This window comes from bacterium, assembly GCA_031082185.1.
In the GTDB taxonomy this organism is placed as follows: Bacteria; Sysuimicrobiota; Sysuimicrobiia; order Sysuimicrobiales; family Humicultoraceae; genus VGFA01.
The window spans coordinates 122,424-138,111 of record JAVHLI010000003.1; the positions used below are offsets into that span (position 1 = coordinate 122,424).

14 protein-coding genes and 1 tRNA gene are annotated in these 15,688 nt (G+C 66.6%); 2 read left to right on the forward strand and 13 right to left on the reverse strand.

Features of this window, described 5'->3' with window-relative positions:
- The first annotated feature begins 7 nt into the window (after positions 1–7).
- Complete coding sequence (locus tag RDU83_04440; protein ID MDQ7840261.1) at positions 8–1,759, forward strand: M28 family peptidase; 1,752 nt, start codon at positions 8–10, stop codon at positions 1,757–1,759.
- Positions 1,760–1,761: 2 nt separating this feature from the next.
- Here the strand turns inward: RDU83_04440 and RDU83_04445 are convergent, their stop codons facing one another.
- The 13 genes from RDU83_04445 to RDU83_04505 form a co-directional block, all read right to left on the reverse strand.
- A complete protein-coding gene (locus RDU83_04445) occupies positions 1,762–2,658 on the reverse strand; it encodes a TIGR01777 family oxidoreductase (GenBank protein MDQ7840262.1) in 897 nt (298 codons plus the stop codon).
- 21 nt (positions 2,659–2,679) lie between these two features.
- Positions 2,680–2,758 (reverse strand) — tRNA-Asp (locus tag RDU83_04450).
- A 93-nt stretch (positions 2,759–2,851) separates the two neighbouring features.
- Positions 2,852–3,721, reverse strand: a complete 870-nt coding sequence (locus tag RDU83_04455; protein ID MDQ7840263.1) for a hypothetical protein — start codon at positions 3,719–3,721, stop codon at positions 2,852–2,854.
- A gap of 84 nt (positions 3,722–3,805) precedes the next feature.
- A complete protein-coding gene (gene leuB / locus RDU83_04460; GenBank protein MDQ7840264.1) occupies positions 3,806–4,876 on the reverse strand; it encodes a 3-isopropylmalate dehydrogenase in 1,071 nt (356 codons plus the stop codon).
- A 16-nt stretch (positions 4,877–4,892) separates the two neighbouring features.
- Positions 4,893–6,470, reverse strand: a complete 1,578-nt coding sequence (gene cimA / locus RDU83_04465) for a citramalate synthase (GenBank protein MDQ7840265.1) — start codon at positions 6,468–6,470, stop codon at positions 4,893–4,895.
- The gene (locus RDU83_04470) at positions 6,467–6,976 is read right to left on the reverse strand and encodes a 3-isopropylmalate dehydratase small subunit (GenBank protein ID MDQ7840266.1); all 510 of its coding nucleotides are present in this window, start codon (positions 6,974–6,976) and stop codon (positions 6,467–6,469) included. Before RDU83_04470 ends, cimA begins: the two co-directional genes overlap by 4 nt.
- The gene (locus tag RDU83_04475; protein MDQ7840267.1) at positions 6,973–8,238 is read right to left on the reverse strand and encodes a 3-isopropylmalate dehydratase large subunit; all 1,266 of its coding nucleotides are present in this window, start codon (positions 8,236–8,238) and stop codon (positions 6,973–6,975) included. Before RDU83_04475 ends, RDU83_04470 begins: the two co-directional genes overlap by 4 nt.
- Complete coding sequence (locus RDU83_04480) at positions 8,229–9,770, reverse strand: 2-isopropylmalate synthase (protein ID MDQ7840268.1); 1,542 nt, start codon at positions 9,768–9,770, stop codon at positions 8,229–8,231. Before RDU83_04480 ends, RDU83_04475 begins: the two co-directional genes overlap by 10 nt.
- Positions 9,770–10,771, reverse strand: a complete 1,002-nt coding sequence (gene ilvC, locus RDU83_04485; GenBank protein ID MDQ7840269.1) for a ketol-acid reductoisomerase — start codon at positions 10,769–10,771, stop codon at positions 9,770–9,772. Before ilvC ends, RDU83_04480 begins: the two co-directional genes overlap by 1 nt.
- Positions 10,772–10,826: 55 nt before the next feature.
- A complete protein-coding gene (gene ilvN / locus RDU83_04490; GenBank protein MDQ7840270.1) occupies positions 10,827–11,324 on the reverse strand; it encodes an acetolactate synthase small subunit in 498 nt (165 codons plus the stop codon).
- Complete coding sequence (gene ilvB, locus RDU83_04495; protein ID MDQ7840271.1) at positions 11,317–13,062, reverse strand: biosynthetic-type acetolactate synthase large subunit; 1,746 nt, start codon at positions 13,060–13,062, stop codon at positions 11,317–11,319. The genes ilvN and ilvB overlap by 8 nt, the downstream gene beginning before the upstream one ends.
- Before the next feature lie 742 nt (positions 13,063–13,804).
- A complete protein-coding gene (locus RDU83_04500) occupies positions 13,805–14,350 on the reverse strand; it encodes a hypothetical protein (protein ID MDQ7840272.1) in 546 nt (181 codons plus the stop codon).
- A gap of 2 nt (positions 14,351–14,352) precedes the next feature.
- Complete coding sequence (locus tag RDU83_04505) at positions 14,353–15,081, reverse strand: DUF3800 domain-containing protein (GenBank protein MDQ7840273.1); 729 nt, start codon at positions 15,079–15,081, stop codon at positions 14,353–14,355.
- 419 nt (positions 15,082–15,500) lie between these two features.
- Here RDU83_04505 and RDU83_04510 point away from each other — a divergent pair, with 419 nt between their 5' ends.
- Positions 15,501–15,665, forward strand: a complete 165-nt coding sequence (locus tag RDU83_04510) for a hypothetical protein (GenBank protein ID MDQ7840274.1) — start codon at positions 15,501–15,503, stop codon at positions 15,663–15,665.
- Positions 15,666–15,688 lie beyond the last annotated feature (23 nt).

Below are 15,688 nucleotides of genomic sequence, written 5' to 3' on the forward strand. Positions count from 1 at the left end.
GCGCGCGATGGCACGCACGGGCAGGGGGACAGCTCCCTACGATCAGGTGAGCGCCAAGAGGTTGATGGCCGATGTCGAGGCCCTGGCCGGATGGGTCCGGCTGTCCGGGACGCCGGAGGAGCTGGAATCCTTCAACTACGTACGGCGTCGGCTACGCGCAGCCGGGTGCTCCACGCGCCTGATCCTGCACGATTCCCTTATCAGCCTGCCTGGTAAGGCCTCGCTCCTGATCATCCCCTCCCGCGGCCCGGGCGCGCCCGTGGCCTGCATCACGCACTCCTTCGCGGCAGGCACAGGGCCTGAGGGCGTCGAGGCCCTGGCGGTGTATGCGGGCAGCGGGCGATCCGCCGAGATGGCCGCGGCCCATCCGGCAGGTAAGATCGCGGTGGTGGACGGGCTGGCCACCCCTGACCGCGTGCACGCCGCGGAGACGGCCGGCGCCGTCGGGCTGATCTTCCTCAACCGCGACCCTCTGGTCCACGAGATGATCGTCTCCCCGGTCTGGGGCAGCCCCACTCCAGAAGGGGTGCGCAAACTGCCTGGCGTGCCGGTGGTCTCGGTGGCACAACCCGAGGGAGATATCCTGCGCAAGGCCGTTGCGGCCGGAGATCTGCGCGCGCACATTACCGCCAAAGTGGACACCTGCTGGCGCAAGATCCCGCTACTGACCGCCGACCTGCCCGGCGAGGTCGAGGATACGTTCGTGCTGCTGGCCGGGCACCTGGATTCCTGGCACCGCGGCGCGATGGACAACGGCACGGCGAATGCCACTATGATCGAGGTCGCCCGGGTGCTGGCAGGCACGCGGCGCTACCGGGGAGTGCGCCTGGCGTTCTGGTCCGGGCACTCGCACGGCCGCTACTCGGGATCCACGTGGTATGCCGACCATCACTGGCAAGAACTGGACGCGCGGTGCGTCGCACACGTCAACGTGGACTCTGTCGGCGGCCGGGGCGCGGTCATCAACCCTCACGCCTACGCGATGCCCGAAACCAGCGGGGTGGCCGACCGTGTCATCGGCGAGGTCACCGGCGGACGGTTCGAAGGAGGCCGCGTCGGCCGTGCCGGGGATCAGTCGTTCCTCGGCGTGGGCATCCCCTCGCTGCTCATGAGCCTGTCCGAACAGCCCGCGGACTCGGCCAATGCCAGCCGAGACTTCAACATCCGCACCGGGGGCGCCACAGGAGGACTGGGCTGGTGGTGGCACACCACCGAGGACCTGCCCGACAAGATCGACCCGGATGCTCTTGAGCGTGACTGCAGGATCTATCTCGGAATCGTCCACGCCTTCTGCACAGAGCCGGTCCTGCCGCTGGACTACCAGGCCACGGCACGCGCCTGGCTGAAGAAGCTGCGGGCCCTCAGGCAAGGTGCAGGCCGGCGGGTGGATCTCCGGCCGGCGATTGCCGAGGCGCAGCACCTAGTAAAGGCCACCGAGGCCCTCGGTCGGCTTGCCCGTGGGCTGCGCGCCACACCACGGAAACCGGCGGTGCGCGCACTGAACAACTGCCTGATGGCGCTAGGGCGCGCGCTGATTCCCGCGGATCACACCCAGAGCGGCCGCTTTGACCACGACGCGGCGCTCGAGCAGCATGACACGCCGCTGCTGAATGCGGTCCGCGCGCTGGCAACGGCCGCGCCCGAAGAGGCCAAGCCGCTGGAGGTACGCGCGGTGCGCGACCTGAACGCCGTTCAGTTCGCGCTGTCCCTGGCCGCGGAGCTGGCCGAGGCGACCGTGCGCGAAGTGCGGGGACGGTGAGATTAGGTAACGAGATCGCGCAGTGCCGGTTCCAGTTCGGGCCACCGGAACTGGAACCCGTGCGCCTGTAGTTTGGCGGGAGTTGCCCTCTGGCTGGCCAGCATCATCTCATCGGCCACCGCGCCACTCACCAAGCGTAGCGCCCACGCCGGCACGCGCATGACTGCCGGGCGCCCCAGCGCGGCCGCCAGCGTACGGGTAAACACCTGATTAGTAACTGGCACGGGTGAGGCGACGTTCACCGGCCCTTCCAGCGCAGTGATCCGTACCGCTGCCAGTAGAGCGGCCGCGACGTCATCCACGTGAATCCAGCTCCACCACTGCCGTCCGCTTCCCAACGGGCCACCGAGCCCCGCACGGAAGAGCGGCAACGTCGTCCGTACCACGCCCCCGTCACGGGCCAGCACGATCCCGAACCGGGTGCTCACAACGCGCGTCCCGGCCGATGAAGCGCGCCGTGCCTCATCCTCCCAGGCCCGAGCGACGTCGGCCAGGAAACCAATGCCGGGTGGGGACGACTCGTCCAGCACCTCATCGCCCCGGTCCCCGTAGTATCCGATCGCAGAGGCCGAGACCAACACAGGGGGAACGGCTGAAGCACTGAGGATAGTGTCTACTATCAAGCGCGTGGATCGGACGCGGCTGCCGAGGATCTCTCTTCGCACCGCCGGGGTCCACCGAAGGGCGGCGATGCTCCGACCGGCAAGGTTCACCACGGCGTCTGCGCCGTCGAAGGCCCGCGGATCCAGCGTGCCGGCATCCGGATCCCAAGTCACCTCGCCGAATCCTGCCTGGGGACGCCGCACGAGCCGGCGGACCTCTGCCCCCTGTTCGCGCAGGGCACGGACCAGCGCCCTGCCGATCGGCCCCGATGCCCCGGCAGTGATTACACGCAGCATCTATCTGAGGGGGAAATGAGGTGGCGGGAGCGACGGGATTTGAACCCGCGGTCTCCTGCGTGACAGGCAGGTGTGTTAAACCAGGCTACACCACGCCCCCGCGAGGGAATTGCACTCCCGCCGAAAACCATTCTATGCTTGCCCCCAGTGTGTGTCAACGCGCCTGACCCGCATACGCCTCCGCGCACGCTGCCTACCGATCAATCCGCAGCAAGAGCGTTAGCGTTCGGCCACTGTAGGCCGGGCCTTCGATGTGGATTTGTATCTGGTCGGCCTGCCGGAGCGCGATCAGTCCGTCCGGCTGTATCGAGGTAGAATCTGCGCCGCCCGAGAACTGGATCCGTGAGGGCTCCCCTCGATCGAGGCGCCTGAGGAAAAGGTGCTGCCCCACGCGGGCCCGGATCGTGCGCGGCCCCTCGGCACGCGGCCCGCGCACGGGATCCACCGTATACGAGATGACCACGGTCCCGGCAGGCATGGGCGGCAGATACTGGCTGCCGAGGTCCTCTGCCTCCCAACCGGCCGCGCCCCACCGGTACAGCCGGTCGGTATCGCCGCGCGACTCCAGCAGCCCTTCGGGCACGAACCTGACCCCACCACCGAACAGACCATCCTGCTCCAGGGTGATGCGCAGTCCTCCTGAACGCTGCTGCACCACTATGTAGTCAAGAAATCCCCCCGAACCCGCCCGAGTGGCAAAGACCGCGGCCAGCGGCGCCTCTTCGGCCGGGCGTCCGATCTGGATGGGCAGCCACCCGCCTCCCATGTTGCGCCGCAGTACCTGCGTGTAGCGCCCGCCCTTGCCCATGGCAGATACTACGGCCACGGCCACGGCCGGTTTATCATCCTGGGCCGGGAAAGTGATGGCGGCGATCATCTCGTCGCGCCCGTCGCCGGTCAGGTCGGCGTGCACGATCTCTTCAGTTCTTGCGCCCTCAGGCAACCGTGCCGCGCTCTGCGTTGCCTGCGGCCGGTCGGTCCCCGAGGGCCGCGGCGCCTGGCAGCCGGCGAGCACGCCGCTGAGGACAAGAAACATGGAAACCATTCCCAGCCGGTTCCGCACGGTAGCCTCCCGGGGTGCCGGATGCCGAACCGTTCGCGAGGGGTGTTCCCGCAACCTGCCGGCGCAAGGCGACGAGGAGCACCCTCAGCTCAGCAGGGCGATCACGCGATCGCCAAAGCCGGCCGTGGAAAGAGCAGGGCCGCCGCCGGCCAAGTCGGCCGTCCTGGCTCCGCTGGCCAGAGCGCGTTCCACGGCCGTCTCGACAAGGGCAGCCTCCTCGGCCAGGCCCAGCGCGTATCGGAGCAGCAGGGCCGCGCTCAGGATGGCGCCGGAGGGGTTGGCAAGCCCGCGCCCTGCGATGTCCGGCGCGGTGCCGTGCACCGGCTCGTAGAGCGATGGTCCTTCAGCGCCCAGGCTGGCCGAGGGCAGGAGGCCGAGCGATCCAACCAACCCCGCACCCAGGTCACTCAGGATGTCACCAAACATGTTCTCCATCACGAGCACGTCGAACGCCGACGGCCTCCGCACCATCTGCATGGCGGCGCTGTCCACAAGCATGTGGTCAAGCGTCACATCAGGGTAGTCCAGGGCAACCTCGTCTACCACCTCGCGCCAGAGCTGTGAGGAGTGCAGCACATTGGCCTTGTCCACCGAGGTGACGCGGCCGCGACGCAACCCGGCGGCCTCGAACGCCACCCGGGCGACGCGGCTAATCTCCTCCTCGGAGTAGATGAGCGTGTCTACCGCTGTCCGTTGTCCGTTCGTGGTAGTCCGGCCGCGGGGCTCGCCGAAGTAGAGCCCGCCGGTCAACTCCCGGACTATAAGGAAGTCGGTTCCCTCCAGCGCCTCGGGCCGGAGCGGCGACGCGGCGGCAACCCCGCCAAATGCGCGCACCGGGCGCAGGTTGGCGTACAGCCGCAGCTCCCGGCGCAGGGCAAGCAACCCTGCTTCAGGCCGCCGGTCGGGCGGCAGACCGTCCCACTCCGGGCCGCCCACCGCGCCCAGCAGGACCGCGTCCGCGCGGCGGCACGCGTCGAGCGTGGCGGCCGGAAGGGGCGGATGACCCCCACTCAGCGCGGCCGCGCCGAAAGGGGCTTCCTCAAAGGAGAGAACATGCCCTCGCGCTGCCGCGACGGCGCGCAGAACCTTCACCGCCTCCGCGGTGACCTCGGGGCCTACCCCGTCACCGGGTAGGACTGCGATGCGCGCCCGCACCTGCTCCCCCATCTCCCTAGATCCCTGCCGGGCGGGGCGAGGCGACCAGCAGCGCGTATTCAAGGCTGCTGGCCAGGGCGATGGCGCTGGCCAGGACAACGTTCTCGGACACGCCCACGGTTCCCCAGTGCCGGTGGCCGTCGGTGGAGGTGATCAGCACGCGCACGCGCGCCGCGGCGGCCGCATCGGCGTCCAGAACCCGAACCTTGTAGTCCACCAGCCGCACGCGCGCAAGCTCCGGGTGGAACCGCTCCAGCGCCACACGGAGCGCACGGTCCAGCGCGTGGACCGGCCCGTTGCCCTCGGCGGAAGAGCCGGCCTCCTGGCCGTGCACCGAGACGCGGACGATTGCCCGCGAAGTGCACTCGGCGGCGGCGTGATCCACCGCGATGTGGAACGCCTTGATCTCGAACCCCGGCTCGTGGCCCATCACCGCGCGGCGTAGCAGCAGTTCGAACGAGGCCTCGGCACCCTCGAACTGGTACCCTTCCTGCTCGAGCCGCTTGAGGTCGTCGAGCGCCGCCTGCACCTCGGGTCGTGACCGGTCGAGGCGAAGACCGATCTCGCCGGCCTTGTGGAGCAGCGTGGCGCGTCCGGAGAGGTCGCTGACCACCACGCGCCGCCCGTTGCCGACCACCTCCGGCGCAACGTGCTCGTACATCACCGGGTCAATCATCACCGCGCTGGCGTGCACGCCGCCCTTGTGCGCAAACGCGTTCGCTCCAACGTAGGGCTGGTAGTCGTTGGGAGCCATGTTCGCCAGTTCGGCGACCAGCCGGCTCGTCTCGGTGAAGCGCGCCAGCGCCTCTGGAGCCAGCGCACGCAGACCCATCTTGAGGCGCAGGCCCGGAACCACGGAACACAGGTTTGCGTTGCCGCTGCGCTCGCCGTAGCCGTTGATCGTGCCCTGCACGTGGACGCATCCGGCCCCCACTGCGGCCAGGGTGTTGGCCACCGCCAGCTCGGCGTCGTTGTGTGCGTGGATGCCGACGGGGCCGCCGATCTCGCGTAGCACCAGCCGTACGCCCTCCTGGATCTCCGCCGGCAGGCTGCCGCCGTTCGTGTCGCAGAGTACCAGGCAGTCGGCGCCGGCCGCCTGCGCCGCCCGGAGCGTGGCCACAGCGTAGTGGCGGTCGGCCTTCAGGCCGTCGAAGAAGTGCTCGGCGTCATAGATCACCTCTCGGCCCGCGGCGCGCAGGTGGGCCACGGACTCGCCGATCATTGCCAGGTTCTCTTCAAGCGATGTGCGCAGCCCGGAACGGACGTGCAGATCCCAGGATTTCCCGAATATGGTCACCGCAGGGGTTCCCGCCTCGATCAGGATCTGGAGGTTGGGGTCGTCCTGCGCGCGCGCAGAGGGGCGGCGCGTGCTGCCGAACGCCGCGATTCTGGCGTGCCGCCACGTCAGCGCGCGGGCCCGCTCGAAGAAGGCCATGTCCTTGGGGTTGCTACCGGGCCAGCCGCCCTCCACATAATCGAACCCGAGGTCGTCCAATCGGCGCGCGATGCGAAGCTTGTCCTCAACCGAAAACGCCACGCCCGCGGCCTGGGCACCGTCGCGCAGCGTGGTATCGTAGACGGTGACGCGGTTCACGTGCCTACCTTTCGGCCCGACACCTGCCGGCGCACGTACTCGATGATGCCGCCCGCGGCGATCAACTGCCGCATGAACTCCGGCAGGGGCGCCGCGGTGTGTGTGGTGCCGCGCGTCTCGTTGACGATCCGCCCGGTCGCGTTATCCACGCTGAGACGGTCCCCGCTCTCGGTCGCGGCGTGCAGGTCCGGGCACTCCAGCAGCGGCAGGCCGATGTTGAAGGCATTGCGGTAGAAGATGCGCGCGTACGACCGGGCAACGACGCAGGCTATCCCTGCCGCCTTGATCGCGATCGGCGCGTGCTCGCGCGAAGAGCCCTGGCCGAAGTTCTCCCCGGCGACCAGGATGTCGCCGGGCCGGATCCTCGCCGCCAGGGTGGGGTCCAGGTCTTCGAAGCAGTACCGGGCCAGCACCTCGGGATCGGTGGTCACAAGATGGCGCGCCGGGATTATTGCGTCGGTGTCCACGTGGTCGCCGACCTTCCATGCCGTGCCGCAAAAGATCATGAGAGCACCTCGTCCGGATGTGCCAACCGGCCCATCACCGCGGTGGCCGCGGCCACCGCCGGGCCCGAGAGATAGACCCTGCTGTCCCGGTGTCCCATGCGGCCGACGAAGTTGCGCGACGAGGTGCTGACGCACACCTCGCCCGAGGCCAACACGCCCATGTGACCGCCGAGGCACGGGCCGCAGGTGGGCGCGCCGACCACCGCGCCGGCGTCCAGAAAGACCCGAATCAGACCCTCCTCCATCGCCTGGCGGTAGATGGCCGGCGTCGCCGGGATTACCAGCAGCCGGGTCCGGGGATGCACTACGCGCCCTGCCAGAATCCGGGCCGCCACGCGCAGATCCTCGATCCGGCCGTTGGTGCAGGTGCCGATGAAGCACTGATCCACCGGCACGCCGGCGGCAAAGCCCACCGGCACCACTATCCCGGGCGACGACGGGACCGCTACCACGGGCTCCATCTGGCTGGTGTCGTACTCGCGCACCGCGGCGTACTCTGCGTCGGAGTCGGCGAAAACGGGCGCAAACGGCCGCCGCGCGCGCGGGGCAACCCAATCGAGGACGGCCGCGTCCGGCTCCATGATACCGTTCTTCGCACCTGCCTCGATGGCCATGTTGGTGATGCTGAACCGCTCGCCCATGGTTAGGTGCCCGAGGGCCTCACCGGCGAACTCCATGGCGCAGTAGCGCGCGCCGTCCACGCCGATGTCGCCGATGACGTGCAGCACCAGGTCCTTGCCGGTTACCCACGGCGCGGGCCGGCCACGGAACACGAACCGCAGTGTCTCCGGCACCCGGAACCAGAGCCGGCCGGTGGCCATGACCGCCGCCAGATCCGACGAACCCACCCCGGTCGAGAAAGCACCTAGCGCGCCGTGCGTGCAAGTGTGCGAGTCGGCTCCGACGAAGACCTCGCCCGGCAGCACTAGCCCCATCTCGGCCAGCATCACGTGTCCGACGCCCGCGCGGCCGACCTCGTAGTAGTGGGCGATGTCGTACTTGTGCGCGAACTCGCGCATGGTCTTGCACTGCTCGGCAGAAGCGATGTCCTTGCTGGGCGCGTAGTGATCGGGGACGAGCGCCACCCGCTCCCTATCGAAGACCGCGGGCAGGCCGATGCGCTCGAACTCGCGGAACGCCAGCGGCCCGGTGATGTCGTTGGCGAAGCAGAAGTCCACGCGGGCATCTATCAGGTCTCCGGGACGGACGCGCTCCACCCCTGCATGGGCTGCCAGGATCTTCTCGGTAAGGGTCATGCCCATGCCGGATCACCTGCACGCGCCGCGTCGCGGGCCGCCAGAAGCCGGTTCACGGCATCCAGGTATGCCCGCACGCTTCCCTCCAGCACGTCGGTGCTGCTTGCCCGGCCCACTACCATAGTCTCGCCTTCCCGAACGCGCGCGGTCACTTCTCCCAGCGCGTCCGTACCCCCGGTCACGGCCCGGATTCCGTAGCCCACAAGCTGCGCCTGCAACCCGGTCATGGCTGCCACCGCGGCGCACAGTGCGTCTACAGGACCATCGCCCGAGGCCGACGCGGTCGTGGAGCCGCCGTCGCTGTTGAGCGTTACCGTGGCGGCCGGCGGCACGCCGGTTCCCGTGATCACGTGAAACGACTGCAGGGTGTAACGAGCCGGCGCGGCGCGGACCTCTTCGTCAACCAGGGCAAGGATGTCCTCGATTGCCACCTGCTTCTTCCTGTCGGCCAGATCCTTGAAGCGCGCGAACGTGCGACCCAGGGTGGGCTCGTCGAGCCGCACCCCCTGATCCTCCAGCGCCTTGCGGAAGGCATGACGGCCCGAGTGCTTGCCCAACACCAACCGGTTCTTCGGCAGCCCGACGTCCTCGGGGCGCATGATCTCGTATGTCGTCCGGTTGACCAGCACGCCGTGCTGGTGGATGCCTGCCTCGTGGGCAAAGGCGTTCTCTCCCACGACGGCCTTGTTGGGTTGCACCGCCACGCCGGTGACGGCGGTCAGCAGGCGGCTCGTGCGGTACAACCGGGTGGTGTCAATGCAGGTGTGGGCGCCGTAGGCGTCGCGCCGGGTGCGCAGCGCCATGACGATCTCCTCCAGGGCGGCGTTGCCCGCGCGCTCGCCGATTCCGTTGATCGTGCACTCGACCTGCCGGGCGCCCGCGGCCACCGCGGCCAGCGAGTTGGCAACCGCCAGACCCAGGTCGTCGTGACAGTGAACACTCCAGGTGACGCGGTCGCTGTTCGCCACCTGCTCCCGCAGCGCCTTGATCAGCGCGGCGTACTCGTGGGGGGTGGTGTACCCGACGGTGTCCGGAACGTTGATCACCGTGGCCCCGGCCCGGATGACCGCGTCGAAGACACGGCACAGAAAATCGACCTCGGAGCGGCTGGCATCCTCGGCCGAAAACTCGACGTCGTCGGTGAAGCGCCGCGCCAGCCGCACCGCACCTGTGGCGGCCTCGACGACCTCGTCGGGCGTCAGCCGCAACTTGTGCGCCATGTGGATGGGCGAGGTGGCGATGAAGACGTGAACCCGCGGCCTGGCCGCCCGGCGCAGCGCCTCAACCGCCGCTTCCACGTCCCGAGGATTGGCGCGGGCCAAAGCGGCGACGGTGCAGCCACGCACCTCCCCGGCCACGGTTCGAACGGCGTCCGAGTCGCCGGGCGACGCCACCGGGAATCCTGCCTCGATGACGTCTACGCGCAGTGCCTCCAACTGCCGGGCCAGCTCCAGCTTCTCGGCCGGCGTCATGGAGAAGCCCGGCGACTGCTCGCCGTCACGCAGCGTGGTGTCGAAGATGCGAACAACGTCGTCCATCAGGAACCTCCCGGCGCGAGCCAGGACATCATCGCCCGCAGCCGTCTCCCCACATCCTCGATCGGGTGCTCCCTCCCCTGACGGGCCAGGGCCGTGAACAGCGGCCTGCCTGCCTGGTTCTCCAAAATCCACTCCCGGGCAAACGCGCCGGATTGAACCTCCGCTAGGATCTTCCGCATCTCGGCGCGCACCGCCTCGGAGATCACACGAGGGCCGCGCGTGTAGTCGCCAAACTCGGCCGTGTTGCTGACCGAGTGGCGCATCCGCCCCATCCCACCCTCGTACATGAGGTCCACTATGAGCTTGAGCTCGTGCAGGCACTCGAAGTAGGCGATCTCGGGCTGGTACCCGGCGTCGACCAGGATCTCGTAGCCGGCCGCGACCAGCGAGGTCACCCCTCCGCAGAGCACGGCCTGCTCGCCGAACAGATCGGTCTCTGTCTCCTCCTTGAAGGTGGTTTCCACCACACCGGCCCGCAGGCTACCGATCCCGGCGGCGTAGGCCAGCGCCAGCGCCTTGGCACCGCCGGTGGCATCCTGGTGGATGGCCAGCAGCGCCGGTACTCCGCGCCCTTCGGTGAAGACGCGCCGCAGCAGGTGCCCCGGGCTCTTGGGAGCGATCATGAAGACATCCACATCGGCCGGCGGAACGATCTGCCCGAAGTGGATGTTGAACCCGTGAGAGAAGGCCAGGGCCTTCCCCGGCCGAAGTGCAGGTGCAATCGCCTCCCGGTAGGCGGCGGACTGCAGTTCATCCGGGATCAACACCTGCACCACGTCGCCCTCCGCTGCCGCCTCGGCGGTGGGCCTCACGGTGAAACCGTCGGAGCTGGCCCCCTCCCACGAGGGGCTTCCCGAACGCAACCCCACGACCACCCCGACCCCGGAGTCGCGCAGGTTCTGGGCCTGCGCGTGGCCCTGGCTGCCGTAACCCAGGACCGCCACCGTCTTGCCCTCAAGCGGCCGGAGGTCGCCGTCGCGTTCGGTGTACACTGTGGCCATCGCTCTTCTCCCTCCCCGGTACCCCGGACCGCGGCTGTCGCGCGGTCCGAATACATCAGGTATTCTGTGGGCCCCTCACGAGCGTAACCTGACCGGTGCGGGCCATCTCACGGATGCCGTGCCTGGTCAGAAGCGTCAGCATCGCATCCACCTTCTCGGTGCGGCCGGTGACCTCAATGGTCATGGTCCGGTCCGTCAGGTCAACGATGTTGGCCCGGAACACGCTGGCGATCTCCATGATCTCCATGCGGGTGCCCGAGGTGACATTGACCTTTATCAACGCCAGCTCCCGGTCCACTGAGGGCGTGCCGTCAATGGCGGTCGCGCGCAGCACCTCGACCAGCTTGCGCAGTTGCTTGGCAAACAACTCCGTGCGTTCGGGAGCCGTGTCAACCACGATCGTCATGCGTGAGGTCGAGGGGTCCTCGGTGGGCCCGACCGACAGGCTGTGGATGTTGATCCCACGCCTCCGGATCAGGCCTGCGACGCGCACCAGCACGCCGGGCGCGTTCCTGACCAGTACGGAGATCGTTGCGGAGTGAGGCTCACTCATCGAGGATCATCTCCGCAACCGACTGCCCGGGAGGTATCATCGGCAGGACGTTCTCGTCCGGGTCGCAGATCACGTCTACCACGCACGGAACGCCCTCGGTCTCGAGGGCAGCGCGTAGGGCTCCCTCAACCTGCTCGGGACGCTCGACCCGAATCCCGCGCGCGCCGAAGGCCTCTGCCACCCGGGCGAAGTCCGGGTTGCGCAGCAGGGAAGACGAGAAGCGCCCCCCGTAGAACATGGACTGCCACTGCCTCACCATTCCCAGCGCCCCGTTGTTGAGCACGATTATCGGCAGGCTCACTCCGTGCTCGACCGCGGTCGCCAAATCCTGCAGGGTCATCTGGAAGCCGCCGTCGCCCACAACGGCCACCACCGTCTCATCGGGGCAGGCAAACTTCGCGCCCATCGCCGCCGGGAAGCCGAAGCCCATCACGCCCAGGCCGCCCGAGGTGATGAAGTGCCTCGGCGCGCGCGGGCGGTACCACTGCGCCATCCACATCTGGTGCTGCCCGACGTCGGTGACCGCAACCGCGCGGCCGCCAGTAACCTTGTTGAGTTGATCGCACACGTACTGGGCGCTGATCCGGTGGTCGTTCTGGTGGTACCGAAACGGGTGGCGCTCGCGCCATTCCGTGATCTGCTTCCACCAGGATTCGATCTTGGGAGCCCGGGCCTGTGCCGCCATCACGGCCAGCACCCGCTTCGCATCGCCCACGATGGGGATGTGAGCCGGCTTGTTCTTGCCGATCTCCGCCGGGTCAACGTCCACATGGATGATCCGCGCGCGGGGCGCGAAGTCCTTGACCCTGCCGGTGACCCGGTCGTCGAACCGGGCGCCCACCACCAGGAGCACGTCCGCGCCGTTGACCGCCCAGTTCGCGTAGGCGCTGCCGTGCATGCCCAGCATCCCCAGGCACCGCGGGTGAAGTTCATCCAGCGCACCCTTGCCCATCAACGTCAGCACCACCGGGATCCCGGTGCCGTCCACCAGCGCCGTCAGTTCAGGGCCTGCGTTGGAACCGATGACCCCGCCTCCGGCGTAGATGACCGGACGCTCGGCCTCTGCCAGCGCCTTCACCGCTGCCGCGATCTGATTAGGAGCGCCGTCCAGGACGGGCCTGTAGCCGGGAATCGTCACCTCGTCGGTGAACTCCGGCACGCACATCTCCTGTGCTACGTCCCGGGGGATGTCCACGAGCACCGGACCCGGCCGCCCGGTCCTCGCCAGGTAGAACGCCTGGTGGACGGCCTGGGGGATCTCGGCGGCGCTCATCACGAGCGAGTTGAACTTGGTGATCGGCATGGTGATGCCGGTTACGTCCGCCTCTTGAAACGCATCATTGCCGATAACCTCTCGGGGAACCTGTCCCGTGATCGCCACGATCGGCACCGAGTCCATGATGGCGTCGGCGATGCCGGTAACCAGGTTCGTGGCTCCGGGTCCCGAGGTCGCGGTGCAGACTCCCACGCGACCCGACGCCCTGGCGTAGCCGACCGCGGCGTGGACGGCTACCTGTTCATGGCGGACCAGGATGTGCCGCAGCGGGCCCGCATCGTAGAGCGCGTCGTAGATCGGAAGCGAGGCGCCGCCCGGTACGCCGAAGATAATCTGTACCCCTTCGCGGCGAAGGGTCTCAACCAGCGCCTGCGCCCCGTTTACCCGTCCGGCACGCGGTGTCGCTCGGGGTTTCAGCGGTACCGCCCGTGGCTTCAATGGAACCGTTGCCTGCCGCGCCATGCCATCCCCTCCCCAGTCCTGCCGATCCGGCGTCCCATCCCTCTCGTCCGGGATGAAAACACAGCGCGGGAGACATCCTAAGGGCGGATGCTCCCGCGGTACCACCTTAGTTCCCCGCCGGCGCATCGCCGGGGGGCCCTCTGTCCCGTATCGTGGGCGGACGGCGGATCCTACTCCATTTCAGATCCGCGGCTCAGGGACGAGATTCGGCGGGTACGAAGACCGGCTCACACCAGGTCCGGCTCGCTCTTCTCCGCGAAACCGCCTACTGCTTCCCCTCATCGCGCGCTACATGGATACAACAAAGCCCAAGCGATAGGTACCGGTGAGGAACCTATCCCTCAGGCTTCTATCCTGAAGGTGTAACGGCGTTTTGCCGTCTGCGCCGCTTGGACCAGACCGGGCCGAGTAGGACCGCGGAACCCTAGGCGCACTCCCTCGCGTGCGGCACGGCGGCCGAGTCCAACACCGTGCCGCAAGACTTAGGAGCCATACTAGACGGGAGGGTTGTTCTTGTCAAGAACTTGTGCGGCTGCGACAGCCTGCAGGGTGCCCTGCTGAACCTGGGTGAGGAGATGCACACGGTGCTGCTCCTTCTGGGTCAAGGTAATCGTCTCCCTAGTCATGCTCCCAGGGTGACAGATTCATTGGCCCGTTGGCGGGTGACAAAATCATTGACCTATTACAAAGTATCAAATGAGGGCTTGACTTTTCGTCCTGTCTGTAGAACTATGGGATTAGCTCATCCACCATGCGTGGAAGGAGTACTAGCGCCGCTGTTTGTTGGCGGCGCTAGCCTCTTTTGGGCATCTTCATACTCCTTCCGGAGTTTGGTCTTCCGGTGTTCTCTTTCGACAGGATAGGCAGTGAGAAGCAGAACATGGCTCCTGCGTGGAATGAGAACGACGACATAGCTGAAATCGCTCAAGGAGATGACAACTCTGACTTGATCACCTCGTCGGCCATGCCATGTCTTTATGCGTGTCAGGTCTGGAAAGACCTCAATGATCGGCCGGGGCCATCGGATTCGTTCACATCGCCGAAGTTCAGGTACTCGTTCCTCTTCAGAAGACCCCTCGCTTATGAGGTGCCAGAAGCAGAACTCCTTGCTGTCAAGCCTTGGATACTCCTTTATGCTCACCTGCTTTCCATCAAAAGCCGGTCGGGAGCGCACGAAATCCGCGCAGAAGTATTCGTAGATTGCCCAGAGGTATCGACTCCAGTCCCCCTCATGTTCCTCTAGTAGGATGAGATCAGGGAGCCATCCAGCGTTGACATCGTCGCTCACGCCTAGTCCCCCCGCGGTTGCCAGAGGAAGATGTTCACTTTCTCCTCCCGCAGCAGCGTCGTTCGGACCAGGCTGTATCTTGACTGGGCACGCATGCTATCCACAAGTGCCACCTTGCCAGGATTGGTGCTTAGACCCCGATTCGCATAGCTGATCACACCAGTAAGCAGATCGGCAAGCTGAAGGTGCTCAACTTCATGTGATCGCACTGTCTGTATTGAAGATATGACCTCTCGACTGAAGTCATACATGTTGTTGCACAGGACCTCGTGGAGCTTTGCGACCTTCGCCGCGCTGCGTGTGTCCTTTGTGTCAAGGAAGATGCGATAGTGGCCCTCTGGACTGAGCAACGCCTTCAGCAATTCGAAGAACATCTTGTAGTACCACGTATCATGGTCCTGACCAAAGTCACTGTGTCGCAGTCTTGACTTGTCCGAAACTACCAGGGCTCGGAAGTGGAGGTCGTCGTCATTGAAGAAGTAGTCAAGAATCTCTAGATAGAAGTTCTGTTTGGCTTTCGAGACCTTCGTCCATTTGATTTCAAACCGCCTATCAAGGCCATGCTTCACCTTAATCTCGCGCAGTCTACCGGCTATCCCCCTAACCTTCAGGAACGGACACCACAGGGCTCCCAAGACCATGATGGGCTGTCCATCATTCTCGAGGTGACAGCTCTCGTCGCAATAGATGTGGATTGTATCTTCAGGCTGTGTCTGGCTTCGCTGCTTCATACCGGGTGAGCTCCTGTGTGTGGGAACCATGAAAACACGGGCCTATTTCAGGTCCAAGTTCGGCGCTCGCCCCCAGCTACATCTTCTCACATGCGTGGCTCCTGTTCGGACCGATCGGAACGTGTCAACACCTCTGAGACAAGTTCCTTTGTGAATTAGGCTCCCCCGGTCGCCTCACCTCCTTCGTGGTCGTTGTGGATCTGCGGTCGGTTGATCCAGGCCGCCGTGGGAAGCGGCCACGGTAGACTGATCGCCATCGTAAGGCTCTCCTTCCTCGCCCTCGTGGGTCAGTAGTTTCGGCGGGGAAGTTGTCTCACCTCATGTTGACACGGAGGGGTTTCGCAGAACCACTGCGGCCGCGACTGAACCCGAAGAACCCTGGGCATAACCCGTGTGACAACGTTGCATCTGGAGACAAGATGACCTCAACCGTCCACGGATTGCTGATAAGCCTTATCGGCCTTGCTATAGGATGGGTCCTGGCTGTGCGGGCCCTCAGCCAGGCAGGACCCTGGGTAGCCCTTACCGCTGTGGCCTTCCTCGCCCTGATAGCCCTGGGTCTCATCCGCGCCGCACGAGTCTAGCCCCGCCCCCGTCCCAAGTGGCC

Coding starts and splice junctions, on each gene's coding strand:
- RDU83_04480 (MDQ7840268.1), bottom strand. CDS start 9,770: ATGGACGACGTTGTTCGCATCTTCGACACCACGCTGCGTGACGGCGAG.
- ilvB (MDQ7840271.1), bottom strand. CDS start 13,062: ATGGCGCGGCAGGCAACGGTTCCATTGAAGCCACGGGCGGTACCGCTG.
- RDU83_04510 (MDQ7840274.1), top strand. CDS start 15,501: ATGACCTCAACCGTCCACGGATTGCTGATAAGCCTTATCGGCCTTGCT.
- RDU83_04505 (MDQ7840273.1), bottom strand. CDS start 15,081: ATGAAGCAGCGAAGCCAGACACAGCCTGAAGATACAATCCACATCTAT.
- RDU83_04440 (MDQ7840261.1), top strand. CDS start 8: ATGGCACGCACGGGCAGGGGGACAGCTCCCTACGATCAGGTGAGCGCC.
- RDU83_04475 (MDQ7840267.1), bottom strand. CDS start 8,238: ATGGGCATGACCCTTACCGAGAAGATCCTGGCAGCCCATGCAGGGGTG.
- RDU83_04470 (MDQ7840266.1), bottom strand. CDS start 6,976: ATGATCTTTTGCGGCACGGCATGGAAGGTCGGCGACCACGTGGACACC.
- ilvC (MDQ7840269.1), bottom strand. CDS start 10,771: ATGGCCACAGTGTACACCGAACGCGACGGCGACCTCCGGCCGCTTGAG.
- ilvN (MDQ7840270.1), bottom strand. CDS start 11,324: ATGAGTGAGCCTCACTCCGCAACGATCTCCGTACTGGTCAGGAACGCG.
- RDU83_04445 (MDQ7840262.1), bottom strand. CDS start 2,658: ATGCTGCGTGTAATCACTGCCGGGGCATCGGGGCCGATCGGCAGGGCG.